Origin of the sequence: Mycolicibacterium stellerae, assembly GCF_003719305.1 — a bacterium.
GTDB lineage: Bacteria > Actinomycetota > Actinomycetes > Mycobacteriales > Mycobacteriaceae > Mycobacterium > Mycobacterium stellerae.
Map to the genome: position 1 here is coordinate 303,150 of NZ_RARC01000002.1, position 17,469 is coordinate 320,618.

17 protein-coding genes are annotated in these 17,469 nt (G+C 66.4%); 4 read left to right on the plus strand and 13 right to left on the minus strand.

Translation table 11 applies throughout. The features are described from left to right. Positions 1-6: 6 nt before the first annotated feature. On the minus strand, positions 7-1,752 hold the full coding sequence (gene ctaD, locus D6M19_RS04305; protein ID WP_123024133.1) for an aa3-type cytochrome oxidase subunit I: 1,746 nt from the start codon (positions 1,750-1,752) through the stop codon (positions 7-9). Between the two features lie 132 nt (positions 1,753-1,884). Between ctaD and D6M19_RS04310 the strand changes: the two genes are divergently transcribed. Next, a complete protein-coding gene (locus tag D6M19_RS04310; protein WP_123023920.1) occupies positions 1,885-3,045 on the plus strand; it encodes an ABC transporter substrate-binding protein in 1,161 nt (386 codons plus the stop codon). 3 nt (positions 3,046-3,048) lie between these two features. Here the strand turns inward: D6M19_RS04310 and D6M19_RS04315 are convergent, their stop codons facing one another. From D6M19_RS04315 to D6M19_RS04365, 11 genes are read right to left on the minus strand one after another with little or no spacing between them, the layout of a single operon-like run. After that, positions 3,049-4,086: an isopenicillin N synthase family dioxygenase gene (locus tag D6M19_RS04315; protein WP_123023921.1), complete on the minus strand. Its 1,038-nt coding sequence runs from the start codon at positions 4,084-4,086 to the stop codon at positions 3,049-3,051. Beyond that, complete coding sequence (locus D6M19_RS04320) at positions 4,083-4,616, minus strand: hypothetical protein (RefSeq protein ID WP_123024134.1); 534 nt, start codon at positions 4,614-4,616, stop codon at positions 4,083-4,085. The genes D6M19_RS04315 and D6M19_RS04320 overlap by 4 nt, the downstream gene beginning before the upstream one ends. Further along, positions 4,613-5,626 carry an allantoicase gene (gene alc / locus D6M19_RS04325; RefSeq protein WP_123023922.1) on the minus strand — a complete coding sequence of 338 codons (1,014 nt, stop codon included), beginning with the start codon at positions 5,624-5,626 and terminating at the stop codon, positions 4,613-4,615. The genes D6M19_RS04320 and alc overlap by 4 nt, the downstream gene beginning before the upstream one ends. Further along, the gene (locus D6M19_RS04330) at positions 5,623-6,390 is read right to left on the minus strand and encodes an aspartate/glutamate racemase family protein (protein ID WP_123023923.1); all 768 of its coding nucleotides are present in this window, start codon (positions 6,388-6,390) and stop codon (positions 5,623-5,625) included. Before D6M19_RS04330 ends, alc begins: the two co-directional genes overlap by 4 nt. Next, a complete protein-coding gene (allB, locus tag D6M19_RS04335) occupies positions 6,387-7,685 on the minus strand; it encodes an allantoinase AllB (protein ID WP_123023924.1) in 1,299 nt (432 codons plus the stop codon). The genes D6M19_RS04330 and allB overlap by 4 nt, the downstream gene beginning before the upstream one ends. A gap of 10 nt (positions 7,686-7,695) precedes the next feature. Then, a complete protein-coding gene (locus tag D6M19_RS04340; RefSeq protein ID WP_206428452.1) occupies positions 7,696-8,535 on the minus strand; it encodes an N-acyl homoserine lactonase family protein in 840 nt (279 codons plus the stop codon). 7 nt (positions 8,536-8,542) lie between these two features. After that, positions 8,543-10,123 (minus strand): ABC transporter substrate-binding protein, encoded by a 1,581-nt coding sequence (locus tag D6M19_RS04345; protein ID WP_123023926.1) that lies wholly within the window; start codon positions 10,121-10,123, stop codon positions 8,543-8,545. After that, positions 10,120-10,749, minus strand: coding sequence for a cysteine hydrolase family protein (locus tag D6M19_RS04350; RefSeq protein WP_123023927.1), 630 nt, complete (start codon positions 10,747-10,749; stop codon positions 10,120-10,122). The genes D6M19_RS04345 and D6M19_RS04350 overlap by 4 nt, the downstream gene beginning before the upstream one ends. Further along, positions 10,750-11,754 (minus strand): ABC transporter permease, encoded by a 1,005-nt coding sequence (locus D6M19_RS04355; RefSeq protein WP_123023928.1) that lies wholly within the window; start codon positions 11,752-11,754, stop codon positions 10,750-10,752. It lies immediately after the preceding gene. Positions 11,755-11,759: 5 nt separating this feature from the next. Then, complete coding sequence (locus D6M19_RS04360; RefSeq protein ID WP_123023929.1) at positions 11,760-12,626, minus strand: ABC transporter permease; 867 nt, start codon at positions 12,624-12,626, stop codon at positions 11,760-11,762. Then, positions 12,626-14,629, minus strand: coding sequence for a dipeptide ABC transporter ATP-binding protein (locus D6M19_RS04365; RefSeq protein WP_123023930.1), 2,004 nt, complete (start codon positions 14,627-14,629; stop codon positions 12,626-12,628). Before D6M19_RS04365 ends, D6M19_RS04360 begins: the two co-directional genes overlap by 1 nt. Positions 14,630-14,837: 208 nt before the next feature. On the opposite strand from D6M19_RS04365, the gene D6M19_RS04370 reads away from it, so the two are divergent. From D6M19_RS04370 to D6M19_RS04380, 3 genes are all read left to right on the plus strand, one after another. Then, positions 14,838-15,515, plus strand: coding sequence for a TetR/AcrR family transcriptional regulator (locus D6M19_RS04370; protein WP_123023931.1), 678 nt, complete (start codon positions 14,838-14,840; stop codon positions 15,513-15,515). A 10-nt stretch (positions 15,516-15,525) separates the two neighbouring features. Then, positions 15,526-15,801: a YciI family protein gene (locus D6M19_RS04375; protein WP_123023932.1), complete on the plus strand. Its 276-nt coding sequence runs from the start codon at positions 15,526-15,528 to the stop codon at positions 15,799-15,801. A 131-nt stretch (positions 15,802-15,932) separates the two neighbouring features. Continuing rightward, entirely contained in the window at positions 15,933-16,982 is a 1,050-nt protein-coding gene (locus D6M19_RS04380) for an NAD(P)-dependent alcohol dehydrogenase (protein ID WP_123023933.1), read from the plus strand. A gap of 84 nt (positions 16,983-17,066) precedes the next feature. On the opposite strand, the gene D6M19_RS04385 is transcribed toward D6M19_RS04380, so the two are convergent. Then, the gene (locus D6M19_RS04385) at positions 17,067-17,387 is read right to left on the minus strand and encodes a DUF3349 domain-containing protein (protein WP_123023934.1); all 321 of its coding nucleotides are present in this window, start codon (positions 17,385-17,387) and stop codon (positions 17,067-17,069) included. Between the last annotated feature and the right edge of the window lie 82 nt (positions 17,388-17,469).

Sequence of the window (17,469 nt, forward strand, 5' to 3'; positions counted from 1 at the left end):
CCGACATCAGGTTCGGACGTTCTCACCGTCTAGCCGCGTGACGTCACCGTCCGATGGCCCGTGGCTGCGTCCGATATGTGCCTCGGCGCGCATTCGATCGACCATGTGCGGATAGTGCAGCTCGAACGCCGGCCGCTCGGACCGGATCCGGGGCAGCTCGGTGAAGTTGTGCCTCGGCGGCGGGCAGCTGGTGGCCCACTCCAGCGAGTTGCCGTACCCCCACGGGTCGTCGACGGTCACCGGCTCGCCGTAGCGCCAGCTCTTGAACACGTTCCAGACGAACGGAATCGTCGAGACGCCGAGGATGAACGCGCCGATCGTGGAGACGATGTTCAGCGTGGTGAAGTTGTCGGTCGGCAGGTAGTCGGCGTAGCGCCGCGGCATGCCCTCGTTGCCGAGCCAGTGCTGCACAAGGAACGTCGTGTGGAAGCCGATGAACGTCAGCCAGAAGTGCAGCTTGCCCAGCCGCTCGTCGAGCAGTCGGCCGGTCATCTTCGGGAACCAGAAGTAGATGCCTGCGTAGGTGGCGAACACGATCGTGCCGAACAGCACGTAGTGGAAGTGCGCCACCACGAAATAGCTGTCGGTGACGTGGAAGTCGAGCGGCGGGCTGGCCAGCAGCACACCCGAAAGGCCGCCGAGCAGGAAGGTGACAAGGAAGCCGACGGAGAACAGCATCGGCGTCTCGAACGTCAACTGGCCCTTCCACATCGTGCCTATCCAGTTGAAGAACTTGATGCCGGTGGGCACCGCGATCAAGAACGTCATGAACGAGAAGAACGGCAGCAGCACCGCGCCGGTGGCGTACATGTGGTGCGCCCACACCGCGACCGACAGCGCCGCGATGGACAGCGTCGCGTAGATCAGCGTGGTGTAGCCGAAGATCGGTTTGCGGGAGAAGACCGGGAAGATCTCGGTGACGATGCCGAAGAACGGCAGCGCGATGATGTACACCTCGGGGTGGCCGAAGAACCAGAACAGGTGCTGCCAGAGCAGCACGCCGCCGTTGGCCGGGTCGTAGATGTGTGCGCCGAGGTGGCGATCGGCGGCCAGCCCGAACAGTGCGGCGGTCAGCAGCGGGAAGGCCATCAGCACCAGGATCGACGTCACCAGGATGTTCCAGGTGAAGATCGGCATCCGGAACATCGTCATACCCGGTGCGCGCATGCAGACCACCGTGGTGATCATGTTGACGCCGCCGAGGATGGTGCCCAGACCACCGACGGCCAGGCCCATGATCCAGAGGTCGCCGCCGGCGCCCGGGGAGTGGATGGCGTCGGTCAGCGGGGTGTAGGCGGTCCAGCCGAAGTCGGCGGCGCCGCCGGGGGTGATGAAGCCGGCGATCGCGATCGTCGCGCCGAACAGGAACAGCCAGAACGAGAAGGCGTTCAGCCGCGGGAACGCCACGTCGGGAGCGCCGATCTGCAGCGGCAGCACCAGGTTGGCGAACCCGAACACGATCGGCGTCGCGTAGAACAGCAGCATCACCGTGCCGTGCATGGTGAACAGCTGGTTGAACTGCTCGTTGGACAGGAACTGCAGGCCGGGCAGGGCGAGTTCGGTGCGCATGAACAGCGCCATCAACCCGCCGATGAAGAAGAAGATGAAGCAGGCGACGCAGTACATGATGCCGATCAGCTTGTGATCGGTGGTGGTGATCAGCTTGTAGATCAGGCTGCCCTTGGGGCCGAGCCGCGCCGGGAATGGACGACGGGCCTCGAGTTCTCCGACCGGGGGCGCTTCGGCAACCAACACGTCCTCCAAACGTCTCTTGCGAGCAAGCCCGCAATGTTCCGCCCAAATCCTATCTCTCGAAGCTGCCGATGTCGGCTTGGGTCCTACAAACGGTCGTAATTGATTTGGCGACGTCCTCGACTGTGACAGATGCGGGTAGCTGTTACCGTCGGCGACGTGCTGATCCGCCGTCTGCGGTCTTACGTCGCCGGCCGAGCGGCTCCGGCGCCACGTCTGATCGCGGCCGCGGCGGCCCTGCTGACCGCCGTCGTGGCGACCGCGCTCGGGGGCTGCGGCCAGCTGGGTGGTGGCGCTGCCTCCCCCGTCGACGAGCCGTCGGTCATCACCAGCACCACCAGGATCGCGGGAGCCGGTGTGCTGGGCAATCAACGCAGACCAGACGAGTCGTGCGCACCCAATCCGGTGCCAATCGATCCGGGCGATGGCGACAGGGAGGTCCGCCACGACGCCGGTATCACCGTGGTTCCGGCGGAACCGCAGAAGATCGTGGTGCTCGCGGGCGACCAGCTGGACGCGCTGTGCGCGCTCGGCCTGCAGTCCCGCATCGCCGCCGCCGCCCTGCCAGACGGCGCCGAGACCCAGCCGTCCTATCTCGGCACCGTCGTGCACGATCTGCCACCGGTGGGCTCCCGCAGCTCGCCGGATCTGGCGGCGATCCGCGCCGCGCAGCCCGATCTGATCCTGGGGTCGCAGGCCCTCACACCCGATGCGTATCGGCAGCTGTCGGCCATCGCCCCGACGGTGTTCACGGGCGCACCCGGTGCCGTATGGGAGGACAACCTTCGGACGGTCGGCGCGGCGACGTGGCGTTCCGCCGCCGCGAACGGGTTGATCGGCGACTTCAACGCGGCCGCCGACAAGGAGGGTGCGAACAACGACGTCACGCACTTTCAGGCATCGGTCGTGCAGCTCACCGACACCACGATGCGGGTATTCGGCCCGAAAAGTTTCCCCGGCAGCGTGCTGGCCATGGTCGGGGTGGATCGCCCTGCGGCACAACGCTTCACCGATAAGCCCTATGAGGAGGTCGGCATCACCGAGGAAGATCTCGGCAACTCCCCCGACTTCTCGATAGCCGACGGCGACATCATGTACCTCTCATTCGCCTCACAGGCGGCCAAGGACCGGGCAGGCGAAGTGATGGGCAGCGATGCATGGAAGAAGCTGTCCGCCAACAAGGACAACCGCGTCTTCGTCGTCAACAACGAGGTGTGGCAGACCGGAGAGGGCATCGTCGCCGCCCGAGGAATGCTGTCCGATTTGAGCTGGATCAACGCACCGATCAACTAATGCTCACCCGGTGCCATAGCGTGCCTGCTGTCCGAACTGATTCGGTTCCAACGACCCGTCGGGAAGCACCAGTTCACCGCTGTCGATCCGGCTGCGCAGATATGCGAACGTCTGTGCTGTCTGAGCGAAGAGGTGCTCACCGGCCAGCAGCGCCGGGCGGGGAGTGCCCGTAGTGGCCGCGAACTTCGGCAGCGGTTTCACCTCGGTGTGATAGTCGACGTTGAAAAACAGCGGGAACGAGTAACGCTCTTCGGTGACCCGACGGACCCGGTGGCTGGTGGCGACGAACTCGCCGTTCGTCCACAGCTCGAGCATGTCGCCGATGTTCACGACGAAGGTGTCGGGAATCGGTGGCACATCGATCCATTCGCCTGCGCCGTTGAGAATCTCGAGGCCTGGCGTGGTCGGTTTGAGCAACGTGAAGCACTCGTAGTCGGTATGCGCACCGATTCCGAGTCCGTCGACGGCATCGGGGTTGTACGGGTAGTGCACCAGCCGCAGCTGACTCGGCGTCTTGGTCGCATGCCGCGAGAACAGCTCGGGGTCCTCCCCCAGCGCCACCGCGAACGCCCACAGCAGCCGGTATCCCACCGCGAGCACAGCTTCGTAGTACGCGGTGACGGCCTCGGCGAACCCGGGAAGATCCGGCCAGGTATTGGGACCCAGCATCGGGTTGCCCGACAGATAGTCAGGATCGTCGGCAGGCAGGTCCAGCGCGGTGTCGAAGGCTTCCTTCAGATCGGGGGTGCCGGTCTCCACCCCTTCCTCGCCGACGGGCACGTAGCCGCGGTGACACCGCGACAGCCCGATGAAGCTGCGCATCTTCTCCTCGACCGGCAGCGCGAAGAACTCTTGGGTCGCGACGAGCAAGCGGTCGAACAGCGACCCGTCGACGCCTGCGCCGCTGATGTAGAGGAACCCGACGTCTCGTGCGGCCTCGCCGATCTCGGCCGCGACCCGCTCGCGTTCGCTTCGATCCGGCGACCGAAGACCGCTGATGTCGACGACCGGCACCGAGGTGAACGACGTTGCACCACTCATAGATCCACGATCCCTTCGGTTCTGGCGATTTTCCACCGACCGCCGCCTGCCCTCAGTTCGGTCTCTGTCAGGTGGGCGCCCAGGGCCTGCCAGTCGGGGCCGTCAACCTCGGCGATGAGCACTTGCGATGAACTCGCCCAGCCGAACAGGCCGCCGACACGCAGCAGGAGCGCGTAGTCGCCGGTCGGCCCACGTCCCATCAGTCCCCAACACGGTGAACGGCCTGCCTCGTCGCGCACCCAGTGTTCCACGTAGTCGGCGTGCACGCCGGATTCGATCAGCGTCGAGCCCTCCCAGCGCATCCGGCCCGCATCGGGATGCTCCGAAGGAGGCTGCAAGTCGACAGCCCTGCTCCACTCGAAGACGTCGCCGCGCTGGCTCAGCCGTCCGGCGAAGCCGCGCGAATCCACGTATGCGGTGATGCCCTGCAGCCACGCCACATCGGTGCTTTCGTCGCGGGATCCGTCGGCCTCGACCAACAACGTGCGGCGCCACAGACCCACGCAGTCGGTCACCACCAACGCCGTCATGATGCCGCCTCCCACAGCGCGCGCAGCCGTTCCACGCCGGCAGCAGTCGGGCTGCCGAACGCCCGGACGCGGGCAATGCCGCCATCCGGATACGCCTGCACCCGCAGCGCCGTGATGCCGCTCGCGTCAACCCGGAACAGCCGCCTGTGGTCAGCGGCGATGCGGGTACGCGGCAGCACCGGTACGTCGAATGGCACACGCGCCCATCCATGTTCATCATCGGGCCGGCCACGGCTCCCGTACACCGCGACTTCTGGGGTTGCGTTGAACACGAAATAGCCGGTGTCGATCTCGAGCCGCTGAAGGTCGGCGGCCACCGCAAACGAAATCATCACCGCATCATGGCTATCAGGCCCGATGTCGCGGCGCCTCCTGGTCTCCCACCCGTCGCCCATATTGCGCGGCCGGTCGGGCGCGATCAGCGCGCTGGCATCGGAATAGAAGCTATCGCTTGACCATTCGACGCGTCCCCCGTGCTCGACGCTGGAGACTTCTACGGTGACGTCGGCCCACAGCTCTGGGTCACAGATCACGTCGCCGTAGACGCGCAGCCGTGCCACTCCCCCGTCCGACGCCAGGCGCAGGCGCAGATGGGTAAATCGGCGTGGGTCGTCGACGGCGAAGAGGTTGTGCGAATCCGGCTTCAGCACCGCGGGTTTCACCAACACAGTCCACCACACATCGGGGGCGGCGGGGTCCGAGGTGGCATCGAGCACAGCGCCCTCGACATGGCAGCCGCTTGGGCTGTTGCCCGCGAACGAGCGGGTGTCCACGTCGACGGCGCGTACCCGGCCCGCGGCACCGAGACGGACGATCGCCCAATCCCCGCACGGTCCGGCATGCCGCCGGGTTTCCCACCCGTCGACCACTTCACCGCGAAGGTCGTAGGTGCCCGGCGTGTACGCAGGCTCGCCCGGGTCTATCAGCCGTTCCTTGAAGCCGAATGATTCGTCGCTGGCCGCTACCACGCTGCCCCCCAGCGTCTTGCACGCCAGATCCACCCCACTCATTCACCCAACTCCAATGCTTTCGACTCCAATGCCTTCGACAACGGCCAATGACTGCGCGGGTTGTCCGGTCCCGGCGCGTAAACCCCCGCCTTGCTGGTGGACAGCCCCAGCCCGACGACTGCCTGCGCCAGCGCGACGGCGGCGGCGATTCCGTCGATCGCGGGAACCCCGACCTTCGCGGTGATCGCCGCGCAGGCCCCGGCCATCCCCGCACAGCCAAGGCAGATCACGTCGGCGCCGTCCTCGCTGACGGCGCGTGCCGCCTCCTCGGCGATGGCGGCCACGGCGCCGGTCGGGTCGGCGTCCACCTCTGCTGTGCCGAGGCCGCAGGCGCGCACCGATACGCAGTGGGCGCCAAGGCCTGCCAGCAGCAGCCGGTCCTCGATTGGGGCGATCGAGCGGGTCAGCGTGGTCACCACCGAGAACCGTCTACCGATGAGATGCGCCACGTGGGCTGCGCACTCGGCGATGTCAAAGACCGGCACCGACAGCATTTCCTGCAGCGCATCCTTGCCATGCTCGCCGAACCCGGCCAGCACGACAGCGTGATAATCGAAGCGCTTCTCGGCGATCAGTGCCGCCACGGTGTCCATCACGCCGACGGCGGAAAGGTAGCTCTCGGCCGCCGAATCGATCGCACTGGCGCCGAACTTCGGTGCCATGCAGTCGATTTCGGTCTGCGCCGCGGCTGCCGCGCGGGCAGCCGAAAGGATCTCGGCTGTCATCGAGGCCGAGGTGTTGGGGTTGAGCACGAGGATCCTCACAGCGGCGCACACACCTCGCCGAGCACAGGTCTTCCCGCGACCCAGGTCTGCAGAACGCGGCCGCGCAGGGCGACCCCGTCATAGGGGCTCACCGGATGGCGATGCCGTACAGCGTGCACGTCGACGACGGCCATTGCGTCGGGGTCGAAAACGCAGAGGTCCGCCCGCAGCCCGACGGCGATTCGGCCGCGGTCCGTCAGCCCGGCCAGCATCGCGGGTCGTTCGGACATCCAGCCGCTGAGCTCGGCCAACCCGAAGTCGCGGGTGTCCGCGTGCGTCCAGACCGCGCGCGGTCCGAGCTCGAGCGAGCTGATACCGCCGAACGCACGCCCGAAGTCGCCGTCGCCCTTCAACTCCGGGGCACACGGCGAGTGGTCTGAAACCACCATGTCCAGCGTTCCGTCGACCAGCGCCTGCCAGAGCGCATCGCGGTTGGCCGATCCGCGGATGGGCGGACAGGCGGCGAACTGGGTGCCACCGTCGGGAACGGACTCGGCGGCAAAGGTCAAGTAGTGCGGACAGGTTTCCGCACTGACGAAGACGCCCGACTTTTTCGCCTCGGCGAGCAGCGGCAGCACGGTCGCGCTGGAAACGTGGACGATGTGTGCCCGCGCACCGGTCGCTGCGGCCACATCCAATATCAGTGCGACGGCGTCCTCCTCGGCGGCGTCGGGACGAGAGTCGAGGAACTCCGAATAGCCCCGGCCGCGCGGCCGCGGGCCGGCGTCGATGACGTGTTGGCTTTCGGCGTGCACCAGTAGCACAGACTCCAGATCGGCGATCGCGGACATCGCTTGGCGCAGCTGCTCCGTGGACAGGGGCCCGAAGTTCGGGTTGCCCGAGCCGGTGAGGAAGCATTTGAATCCGGCCACCCCGACGCCTGCCAGCGCGGCGAGAGCGCCGATGTTCTCCGGTACCACGCCCGCCCAGAAGCCCACGTCGACGAGGCAACGATCTTGTGCGGCAGCCCTTTTCACCTCCAATGCCGCGACGCTCGTCGTCACTGGGTCCGAGTCGAGGGGCATGTCCACCAGCGTGGTGATGCCTGCGGCCGCCGCGGCGGCGGTGGCCGTCGCGAAACCTTCCCAGTCGGTGCCCGGCTCGTTGATGTGCACGTGGGTGTCGACGAACCCGGGCATCAGCACCCCGTTGGACGGCACCACCGCCTCCGCGACCGTGAGATGGTCGCTGTCCACCGCGCCGACGTCCACGATGCGCCCGTCGGACACTGCGACGGCGGCCGGTCTCACCTCTCCCTCGAGGAGGACCCGCTCGGCGCGCAGGACCAGATCCATCACCGGGGGCTCACCTCGATACGGGCCCGAACCGGTCGTGGAAGTGCCTGGTCATCTCCGGCCACACGTGGGGGTCATGACCGGGAATCAGCGGGTAGCCCAAGTCACTTGCCAACCGCTTCAGCCTGCGGATGGGTTCGACCGTCTCCTCGGGGTCGACGTCGATGAATCCGCCGATCGCCAACTCGTCTTCGATGTTCTCGGTGAGGTCGGCGGCGTCGAACGCGAAGACATATCCCCTCGGGCCGCCATCGCCGGTGAACGAATCGTCGAGCTGCACCACGAAACTCTGGTGGCCAGGGGTGTGACCGTACGTCGGCACGGCGGTGATCCCCGGCGCGACCTCTGCCTCGCCGTCGGCCAGCCGCCAGTCGATAGTGGGGTCGTCGAAGTCGACACGGAAGATGGCATGTCGTTGGGGCTCCGGATGATTCGACAACCCGTATTCGACCTCGCGGCGCTGCGCATGGACCGGGACCCGGCCCGCGAACAGCTTCAGCCCGCCCGCGTGGTCGACATGCAGATGCGACAACGCGACGAGGTGGATGTCGTCGATGTCGACTCCGATCTCGGCCAGCGACTCCTCGATCGGCTCACCGGGTCCCGGTAGCAGGGGCTGGTATTCCAGAGACGGGAAATACCGACGCCGCAGATGCGGGTCACGGATCAGAGCGGTGTTGAAGCCGGTGTCGAGCAGAACCCAGCCCCCGTCGGTCTGCAGCAGCACACCGGGCACCGGTTCCCGCATCCGTTCGGTTGGCGAACTGCCGTAGACCGAAACGGATTTCGGCAGATCTTCCCAACCCAACGTCAGCAGGACGATGCGCCGGACACCGGACTTCGTCACCAGAGCACCGTCAGCCCACCGAGAGCGCCGCCAGCCGCAGCGTATTCGGATTCGTCACGACGTGCGCCTGTTCGACGCCCTTGAGCCATGGCTGGGCAACCATGAAGTCGTCGACATTGGCGATGTTCAGCCAGCAGCCGGTCTTGACCGCTTCGAGGCCTGCCTGGGAGAACGCCTGATCGGATCCGTCGGGGAGACCCTTGGCGAGCGCCTCCGTCACCGGCGGTGCCGAGCACCCGAAGAAGTTCAGTCCACCGTCGGCGTCCCACGAGATGTGACCCCAGGTGTACGGCGACGGGGCGTCTGGCCAGCCGAGATACGCCATGATCTCGGGTGCGGACGGCGCGTCGGTACCGATCCAGCCGTAGATCTCCGACGTCGGATAGGCCTGCACCTTGGCGTTTAGGCCCGCGGCAGCCAGCTGCGTCTGCAGCAGGTTGCTGATCAACTGGTTGTCGGGGTTGGAAGAGTCATACCCGATCGTGACCGCTTTCTGGTCGGCGGGCAGACCGCCGGCGATTCCGGACAGCACCGAAGGGTCGTGCGTGACGGACTGCTTCCCGAACTCCGCCGCCATCATGTTCGACGGATAGATCTGGTCCGCCTTCTCGCCGCGCCCGAAGTAGGTCTGCTTGACCAGCTCGTCCACGTCGACCGCCTGCATGACGGCGTTGCGATTCTTGGCATCGGTCATCATCCCCTTGCGCGGGTTGATGTAGAGGTAGTTCGACATCATCGAAGGCAGCGAGTAGTGCGAGTACTTGGCATCGTTGAGGTACTGGCCCACTGCCGACGACGGTAGATCGTGCAGGATCGCCGCGAGCTGGCCGTTGTTGAACTGCAATTGCTGTGCCGAGACGTCGGTGATGACCGGCATCTCGACCTTCTCGAAGTAGGGCTTGGCGCCCCAGTAGTCCGCGAACGCCGAAAGCTCGTACTTCGAGCCGACCTCCGCCGCCGTCAGCGTGTACGGGCCCGTGCCAAGGTCGTGATTGGTCAGGTACGTCTGCGCGTTGTCGCTGCCCGCGTTCTTCTTCAGACCCTCGGGGCTCATCATCCGAGGCCCGTACGGGCACGCCAGGTAGTCGAGGAAGGCCGAGTTTGGCGCCTTCAGCGTGATGGTGACGTCGTAATCTCCTTGCGTAGTCACCGATTCGATGTCAGTGACCATGTAGGCGGGGCCCTGGTTGACCGCAGCCCGCCGGTCGAACGACGCCTTGACCGCTGCCGACGTGAACGGCGTGCCGTCGTGGAACTTCACGCCCTGGCGCAACTTCAGGGTGAACACCTTGTTGTCCGGCGAGGCCTTCCACTCAGTGGCCAGAAGCGGCTCCAGTTCCGCCTTGTCGGTGCCCGCCTTGTACTGCAGCAGACCCTCGTAGGCGTTCGTGGTCAGCAGGAGACCCTGTCCCGCGTAGTAGATGTCGGGGTCCGGCGGCTGGCCGGGATCCTGCAGGAAGGACAGATGCAGCACCTTGTCGGTGGGTGCGGCGTTCGGCGCACCTCCACCCGAATCCGAACCGCCGCAGGCGCTCAGCGCCAATACCGCGCTGAGCCCAACTGCGGCGAGTGTGAGACGTCGTGATTTCATCGGGCGGCTCCTTCGAGAACGGGGGTGGCGAGTGCGTGAAACGCGGCGAGGATCTCGTCGCTGGTGCGCAAGGCACCGGCCTGTAGGTACTCCATCGCATCGAGTGCGGCGTCGTGGCGATACTGCGATGAGCCGCCGACGCAATCTGTCACCACGCGCACGTAGAAGTCGCGTTGATGCGCGTCGGCGAATGTGTAGTGCACGCACACATCGGTGAGCCCGCCGACGAGGATCAGCGTCGAGGCCTTCAGCCCGGACAGCACGATTTCAAAATCCGTTCCGATGAAACCGGAATAGCGACGCTTGACGATGTGGAACTCGCCGGGCTCGGGCAGCAGAGCCGGATGCAGCTCGGTGCCCGGCCTACCGTCGACGCAGTGCACGCCCTCGGTGCCGTCGAGTTCGCGACCGAAATCGATCCCGCTGGGCCGGTGCACCTCCTGGAAGAACACCACGGGCACACCGGCCGCCCGCGCGGCGGCCAGTAGCTTCTGGGTGCGCGCGATGCGCTCGGCGTAGCCCGGCATGTGGTCGATACCGACTTCTTCGACCGGCATGTCGCCGCCGGCCTGCATGTCGACCACGACGAACACCGGATTGCCGACTATCAGTGGCTGTTTGGGCACCTAACCTCCTGTGACTGCTATGCGAGGATCGGCCGCCGCCTGCAAGACGTCGACGGCCGTGTTGATGAATACGTAGAGGGCGCCCAGCATCAGCGTGACGCCTGCGATCGCGGGGAAGTCGGCAACCGGGATGCTCTGTGCGATGTATTGGCCGATGCCGGGCCAGCCGAACACCTGCTCCACCACCAGCACGCCCGAAAACATCAGGCCCACCTGCAGACCCGTCATCGACAGCGCCGAGCCAACCGAATTGCGCAGCACATGGCGCGCCATCACCTGGCCTTCCGACAACCCCTTGGCCCGTGCCGTCCGCGCGTAGTCGCTGTCGATGTCGCCGAGCAGGCTGCTGCGCAGCACCCGCCCGATCGCCACCGCAGGACCTATCGCGATCACAAACGCGGGAAGGATCAGGTGGTGAAGTGCGTCGGCGACGACGTCGAATCTGCCGTGCAAGAGGCCGTCGACGGTGAGCAGGCCGGTGGGTCCCGTCGGCGGGTTGGCGATGGCGATCCGGCCGTTGGCCGGTACCCAGCCGAGCTTCTGGTAGAAGACGATCAGCCCCAGGATGCCGAGCAGGAACATCGGCGCAGACGCCCCGGTGAACAGGATCGCCCGCAGCGCTGAAGAGCCGCGCCATTTCAGCGTCGTGCTGAAGGCCAGCACCACGGCCAGGATCAAGGCGATGGCGATGCCGTACAGCGCCAGTTCCAGTGTGGCGGGAAAGAAATCTCCCAGATCGGACGCAACGGCGTGGCGGGTGCGGTATGACGTGCCGAGGTCGCCGGTGACCGCTCCGGTGAGGTAGTCCCAGAACTGCACGAGGACAGGCTGGTTCAGGCCGAGCGCCTCGCGTCGCGCGGCCACCGCTTCGGCCGATGCCTGCGCACCCAGCTGAGCCTTGACGGGGTCAAGCGGAGAGATGTGCTGCAGCAGGAACATCACCGCGGTCAAGGCGATCAGGATTGCCACCATCGCGCCGAGCCGCGTCGCAACAAAGGATTTCATCGGCGTCAGCTCGTCTTCATCAGGTTGCGTAGGCAATCGCCCGCGATGTTGCCGACCAGCGCCAGCACAAGGACGCCGAGGCCGGGCATCACCGGCACCCACCACTGCTGAAGGAAGTAGCTCAGGTTGCGCGCTGAATCGGCACCCAGCTCGGGGGCGGGTTGCGACTGGCCGAGGCCAAGGAACGACAGCGCGGCCAAGGTCAGGATGAGCGTGCCGATGTCCAGGCTCGCCGCGACGAGCGCGTTCGGCACCGCGCCGGGCAGCAGATGCCGCCCGGCAAGCCGAAACGGGCTCACCCCAGCGAGTTTGGCCGCCTCGACGTGCGGCCGGGCGGCCAGCCGAGCCACTTCACCGCGCACCAGCCGGGCGTAGAAGGGCCACCACACGATGGAGACCGCGATCAGCGTGTGCACGAACCCCGGCCCAAGCGCTGCGACGACGGCGATCGCCAGCACCGGCGCCGGCAGGGACAGGAACGCGTCGGTGATCCGCATCAGCAGGGAATCCAGCCAGCCACCCGCCGCGCCCGCGACCAGGCCGACGAGGCCACCGAGGAACAGGCCGACCGCGACCACCACCAGCGCCGCGAACCAACTGGACCGCACGCCGTAGAGCACGCGCGACAGGATGTCGCGACCCACGCTGTCCGTGCCGAGCAAGAAGCCGCCCTTACCGGGTGCCTGCAACGGCATCCCGACCGGCAGCAGCGGATCGTGCGGGGCCAGCACGGGCACCGCAACGGCTATCAGGGTGACGACCAGCAGGAGGGAGAAGCCGAGCCAGTTGATCGATGCCGACCGGAACGCCGGCAACGAAAGCAGTCGAGGTCGCTCGGCCAACACCGCGGGAGCAGGCAGCGCGACGGCCATCAGCCCGCCTTCCGTTCGATACAGGCCACCTGGTGTGGGTCGCCCGGAATGCCTTCCAGCCGGACGTCGAGTTCGGTGTCGCTACACGTGTCGATCGATATCGGGCACCGCGGGTGGAATGCGCAGCCCGTCGGCGGAGACAGCGGGCTGGCCGGTTCGCCTGGCAGCACCCGTGATTCGCGGCCGAGGTCGGGGATGGAATCGACCAACGCCTTGGTGTAGGGGTGCGCCGGTTTGCCGATCACCTGATCGGCGGGGCCGACCTCGACGATCCGGCCCAGGTACATCACGGCGATCCGGTCGGCGACCACCCGCGCGACCGAGAGGTCATGGGTGACGAAGACGACGGACATATCCAAACTGCGCCGCAGATCGCCGATGAGGTTGAGCACCGACGCCGCCAGTGAGACGTCGAGCGCGCTGGTGGGTTCGTCACACAGCAGCACCGACGGCGGCACCACCGTCGCGCGAGCCAACGACACCCGTTGGCGCTGACCGCCGGACAGCTGTCCCGCCCGCGATTTCGCGACATCGGCAGGCAAGCCGACCCGTTCGAGCACTTCGACGACTGCGTCATGGCGGGCCGCGCGCGACATCCCGCTGCCGCGAAGGCGTTCGGCGATCAACTCGCCAACCGACAACCAAGGCGTCAGCGACGCCCCTGCGTCCTGGAACACCATCTGCGGCCGCGGCGCGCCTGCGACCAGTTCCACCGAACCCGAGGTGAGTTTCTCCAGACCAACGATCGTCCGCAGCAGCGTCGACTTGCCCGATCCGCTCTCGCCGACAAGCGCCACCGATTCGCCGTGGCCGACCTGCAGCGAAACTCCCCGCAGCGCTTGCAGTTTGCCGTGGTTGTCGGTGGATCGGTCAAGCCATCGCCGTGCCACGGTGAAGGTCTTGGTGACATTGCGCAGCACCACCGACGGCGGCTGCTCGCCGCGTTCGCCCGGCTGTGCCGCGACCGGCTCACCGGTGTTCGTCGACTTGTCCGCAAAGTCGCGGGCGACCTGCTCGAGGGGCAGGATGCACGCGCTCTCGCGGTTCGGGGCAACGGTGGCCGGGTCGGGCGGCACGGCAGAGCACTCGTCGACGGCGAGCCCGCACCGCGGCGCGAACGCGCATCCCGGCAACGGCGAAATTGGACTGGGTACCGATCCGGTGAGTGCGGCCAACCTGCGGTCGCGCGCGGTGTCCAGCGTGAGACGCGACCGCAGCAGCCCGTGGGTGTAGGGGTGCGCAGGGGTCTTGAGTACCTCTGCGGTGGGCCCGATCTCGGCGATCCGACCGGCGTACAGCACCGCGATGCGGTCCGATATCTGTGCGGCCACCCCTAAGTCGTGCGTGACGAACACGATGCTGCAGCCGATGTCGTCACGCAGCCGTTGCAGCAGTCGCAGAACCTGGGCCTGCACCGTGACGTCGAGTGCGGTGGTCGGTTCGTCGGCGATGATCAGTTCCGGGTCCCCGGCGATCGCGATGGCGATCATCACCCGCTGACGCATACCGCCCGAGAGCTCGTGCGGATAGGCCCGCATGCGGCGCTTGGGTTCGGGGATCCCGACAGCGGTGAGCAGCCGCAGTGCCTCCGCGTCGCTGCCTGCCGCCTCTGCGACCTGCTTGCCGATGCGCATCGTCGGGTTCAGCGATGTCATCGGATCCTGGAACACCGCGCCGAGGTCGAGTGCGCGAACCTTCCGGAGAGCCTTGTCGTCGCGCCGCAGCATGTCGGCACCGACGACGCTGACGGCGCCGTCGACGGCGGCATGATTGGGCAGAAGCCCGAGCATGGAGAAGCCGAGAACGCTTTTACCCGAACCAGATTCGCCGACCAATCCCAATATCTCGCCGGAGGCGATCGACAACGAGACGCCGCGAAGGGCGTGCACGTCGCGCCGGTTGCGGCGGAACCTCACGTTCAGGTCGCTGACGACTGCCACCGGATCGCGCACCGCGTTTGCGGCTTCTGCTTCCGGGTCGACGTCGGATACAGCGGTACCCATAGGAACGCTCCCGGTGTCAAAATCGCGCGCAGCACGTCGACGTGCGCTTCTGTCGGATGACAGTTTTCCCCGCACACCTTCGCGGTTGGTGTCGCTGCTGTAACCAAATGATGGCGCGGGTAACCGGTGCGTGTCGTCAGGTTTCTGTCGTGTGACAGAAACCTGAGTGCTCTCCTTTTCGGCGACATCTTTGGTTCACGATGGGACCATGCCGCTTGCTCGCGCCGGTCGTCCGCGCCTCCACGACCAACGCCGTCCAGGGACGACCGCGCGCGACGAGATCCTCGATGCCGCCGCCGAATTGTTCACCACGCTGGGTTACAGCGCCACGTCGACAAGAACGATCGCGGAGTCGGTTGGCATTCGGCAGGCATCGCTCTATCACTACTTCGACACCAAGAGCGACATCCTCTGTGCGCTGCTCAGCCAAACCGTCACGCCGACGCTGTCTTTCATCGACAGCCTGCGCGGCGCGACCCCGGAACCGACAGCCGTCGAGCATCTGCACGCGCTGGCCGTTTTCGACGGCGATCAACTGCTCAGTGGCCGGTGGAACCTCGGTGCGCTCTACCTTCTGCCGGAGTTGCGCGACGCTGCGCTGGAACCGTTCTGGTCCGAACGCGAACGTCTGCGGGTGCACTACCTCACCCTCGGCAGGACGATCGTCGCCGAGACCGGTGTCCACGAAGCCGCCGCCGAGCTGCCGTTTCGGCTGGTCGAGGCACTGGTGAACATCCGGTCCCTGCCCGCAGGTCCTGCGCCTGCAGATCTGCCCGTCCACGTCGCGGATGCATGCCTGCGCGTGCTCGGCGTCGCCGACAACCCGATCCTGGCGGTCCACATGCACACCACCGACGAGACGGGGCGCTACTCGCCCGCCGGGTAGCGTTACCCCCGTGATCCACGTCCTGAAGTCGACGTACACGAAGCCAGCCGATGTCGTCGAACAGACCCGTCCCGCCCATCTCGAGTTCCTGAACTCCGAGATCGCGGCGGGCCGACTTCTGCTTGCCGGCAGGCAAGAGGACGGTTCGGGCGGGGTACTCGTCACCGCCGACATCAGCACCGAAGAGGCGCAGGACATCGTTGCCCGCGACCCCTACACGCACGCAGGCGTCGCGAACTACGAGCGAACCTCGTTCAACGGCGCCTTCCGAGCCGCAGGGCTTTAGGAGATGCCTCACAGCGACGCCGGGAATTAGAGCCCGGCCGCTGGGGGTTAAGCGAAGTGGGTCGCACCGTCGCGGCCGTTTCACCGAATCATCGTCCAGCGTGTTACCGCATGCATTGAAGAGGGACTTTCATGACGACCGCCGTATCCGCCTACGCCGCGCCATCTGCCACCGAACCCCTGGCCCCGACCACGATCAACCGCCGCGACGTCGGACCCAACGACGTGGCGATCGACATCCACTTCGCCGGCATCTGTCACTCCGACATCCACACCGTTCGAGGCGAGTGGGGTGACGTCGAGTACCCGATGGTTCCCGGCCACGAGATCGCGGGGATTGTCAGCGAGGTCGGCAAGGACGTCACCAGGTACAAGGTCGGCGACCGCGTCGGCGTCGGCTGTTTCGTCGACTCCTGCCGAGAGTGCGAGTACTGCCTCGCGGGCGAGGAGCAGTACTGCGACAACCCCGGGATGGTCGGCACCTACAACGGCGTGGGTCGCGACGGTCAGCCGACACAGGGTGGCTATAGCGGCGCGATCGTCGTCGACGAGAACTACGTGCTGTCCATCCCCGACGCGATCTCGCTGGAGGCAGCGGCACCGCTGTTGTGCGCGGGCATCACCACCTATTCACCGCTTCGGCACTGGGGCGCAGGCGAGGGCACCAAGGTCGCGGTGATCGGCCTCGGCGGTCTCGGCCACCTTGCCGTGAAGCTGGCGGTCGCGCTCGGCGCCGAGGTCACCGTGCTCAGCCAGACCTTGAAGAAGATGGAAGACGGGCTGCGGTTGGGCGCCACCGAGTACTACGCCACCGGCGACAGCGACACCTTCAAGAAGCTGTCTGGCAAGTTCGACCTGATTCTCAACACCGTTTCTGCCAACCTCGATATGGCCGACTACCTGGGCTTGCTGACGCTCGACGGCACCCTGGTGGAACTCGGCATGCCCGAGTTTCCGATGGCCGTCCCGGCGAGCGCATTGATCTTCGGTCGCCGCAGAATCGCCGGTTCGTTGATCGGCGGTATCGCAGAGACCCAGGAGATGCTGGACTTCTGCGCCGAGCACGACGTCACGCCAGAGATCGAGGTCATCGAGCCGACCTACATCAACGAGGCCTACGAGCGAACGGTGGCCAGCGACGTGCGGTACCGCTTCGTCATCGACACGGAGTCACTCCGGTGACGACCGACGTTACGGAGTCACTCCGGTGACGACCGACGTTACGGAGTCACTCCGGTGACGACCGAGGCGCTGCGTTAGCGCGAGCTACGCGTCGTTGGTGCCCGCGAGCGGCCAGCCGGCAGCGGCGAGCTTGGCCGCAACCCTTGCGACGTTCTCGGGCCCCGCGTCGTGATGGGTGACGTCAGAGATGAATTCGGCGATCTCGTCGCGGCTGATCTCGCCGTCGGCCAGCGCATCGGCATCCGTGCCGGTCAGGTTGCGCACCACTTCTTGGAGCTGTTCTTCGGTCAGCGGGGTGGCGCGAAGCAGCGCAAGGAGCGGCACCCGGTCGGGACCCGGCACGCCCTCGGGATAGCCGGCACGCAGCCATCGCAGAACCGACTGAAACAGCGACGTGGTGGTCACGACGTCAAGTTTCCCGCCTGGGAGGCGGCGACGCCACGGTGGGTCGGTACAGTTTCGGACGCATTCACCCGCCGTTCACTTC

What these genes read in the sequence shown, in the direction of transcription:
- D6M19_RS04345 (WP_123023926.1), bottom strand. Translation starts at nt 10,123, where the DNA reads ATGAAATCACGACGTCTCACACTCGCCGCAGTTGGGCTCAGCGCGGTA.
- D6M19_RS04380 (WP_123023933.1), top strand. Translation starts at nt 15,933, where the DNA reads ATGACGACCGCCGTATCCGCCTACGCCGCGCCATCTGCCACCGAACCC.
- D6M19_RS04370 (WP_123023931.1), top strand. Translation starts at nt 14,838, where the DNA reads ATGCCGCTTGCTCGCGCCGGTCGTCCGCGCCTCCACGACCAACGCCGT.
- D6M19_RS04315 (WP_123023921.1), bottom strand. Translation starts at nt 4,086, where the DNA reads ATGAGTGGTGCAACGTCGTTCACCTCGGTGCCGGTCGTCGACATCAGC.
- D6M19_RS04365 (WP_123023930.1), bottom strand. Translation starts at nt 14,629, where the DNA reads ATGGGTACCGCTGTATCCGACGTCGACCCGGAAGCAGAAGCCGCAAAC.
- D6M19_RS04310 (WP_123023920.1), top strand. Translation starts at nt 1,885, where the DNA reads ATGCGGGTAGCTGTTACCGTCGGCGACGTGCTGATCCGCCGTCTGCGG.
- D6M19_RS04355 (WP_123023928.1), bottom strand. Translation starts at nt 11,754, where the DNA reads ATGAAATCCTTTGTTGCGACGCGGCTCGGCGCGATGGTGGCAATCCTG.
- alc (WP_123023922.1), bottom strand. Translation starts at nt 5,626, where the DNA reads ATGAGTGGGGTGGATCTGGCGTGCAAGACGCTGGGGGGCAGCGTGGTA.
- allB (WP_123023924.1), bottom strand. Translation starts at nt 7,685, where the DNA reads ATGGATCTGGTCCTGCGCGCCGAGCGGGTCCTCCTCGAGGGAGAGGTG.
- D6M19_RS04320 (WP_123024134.1), bottom strand. Translation starts at nt 4,616, where the DNA reads ATGACGGCGTTGGTGGTGACCGACTGCGTGGGTCTGTGGCGCCGCACG.
- D6M19_RS04360 (WP_123023929.1), bottom strand. Translation starts at nt 12,626, where the DNA reads ATGGCCGTCGCGCTGCCTGCTCCCGCGGTGTTGGCCGAGCGACCTCGA.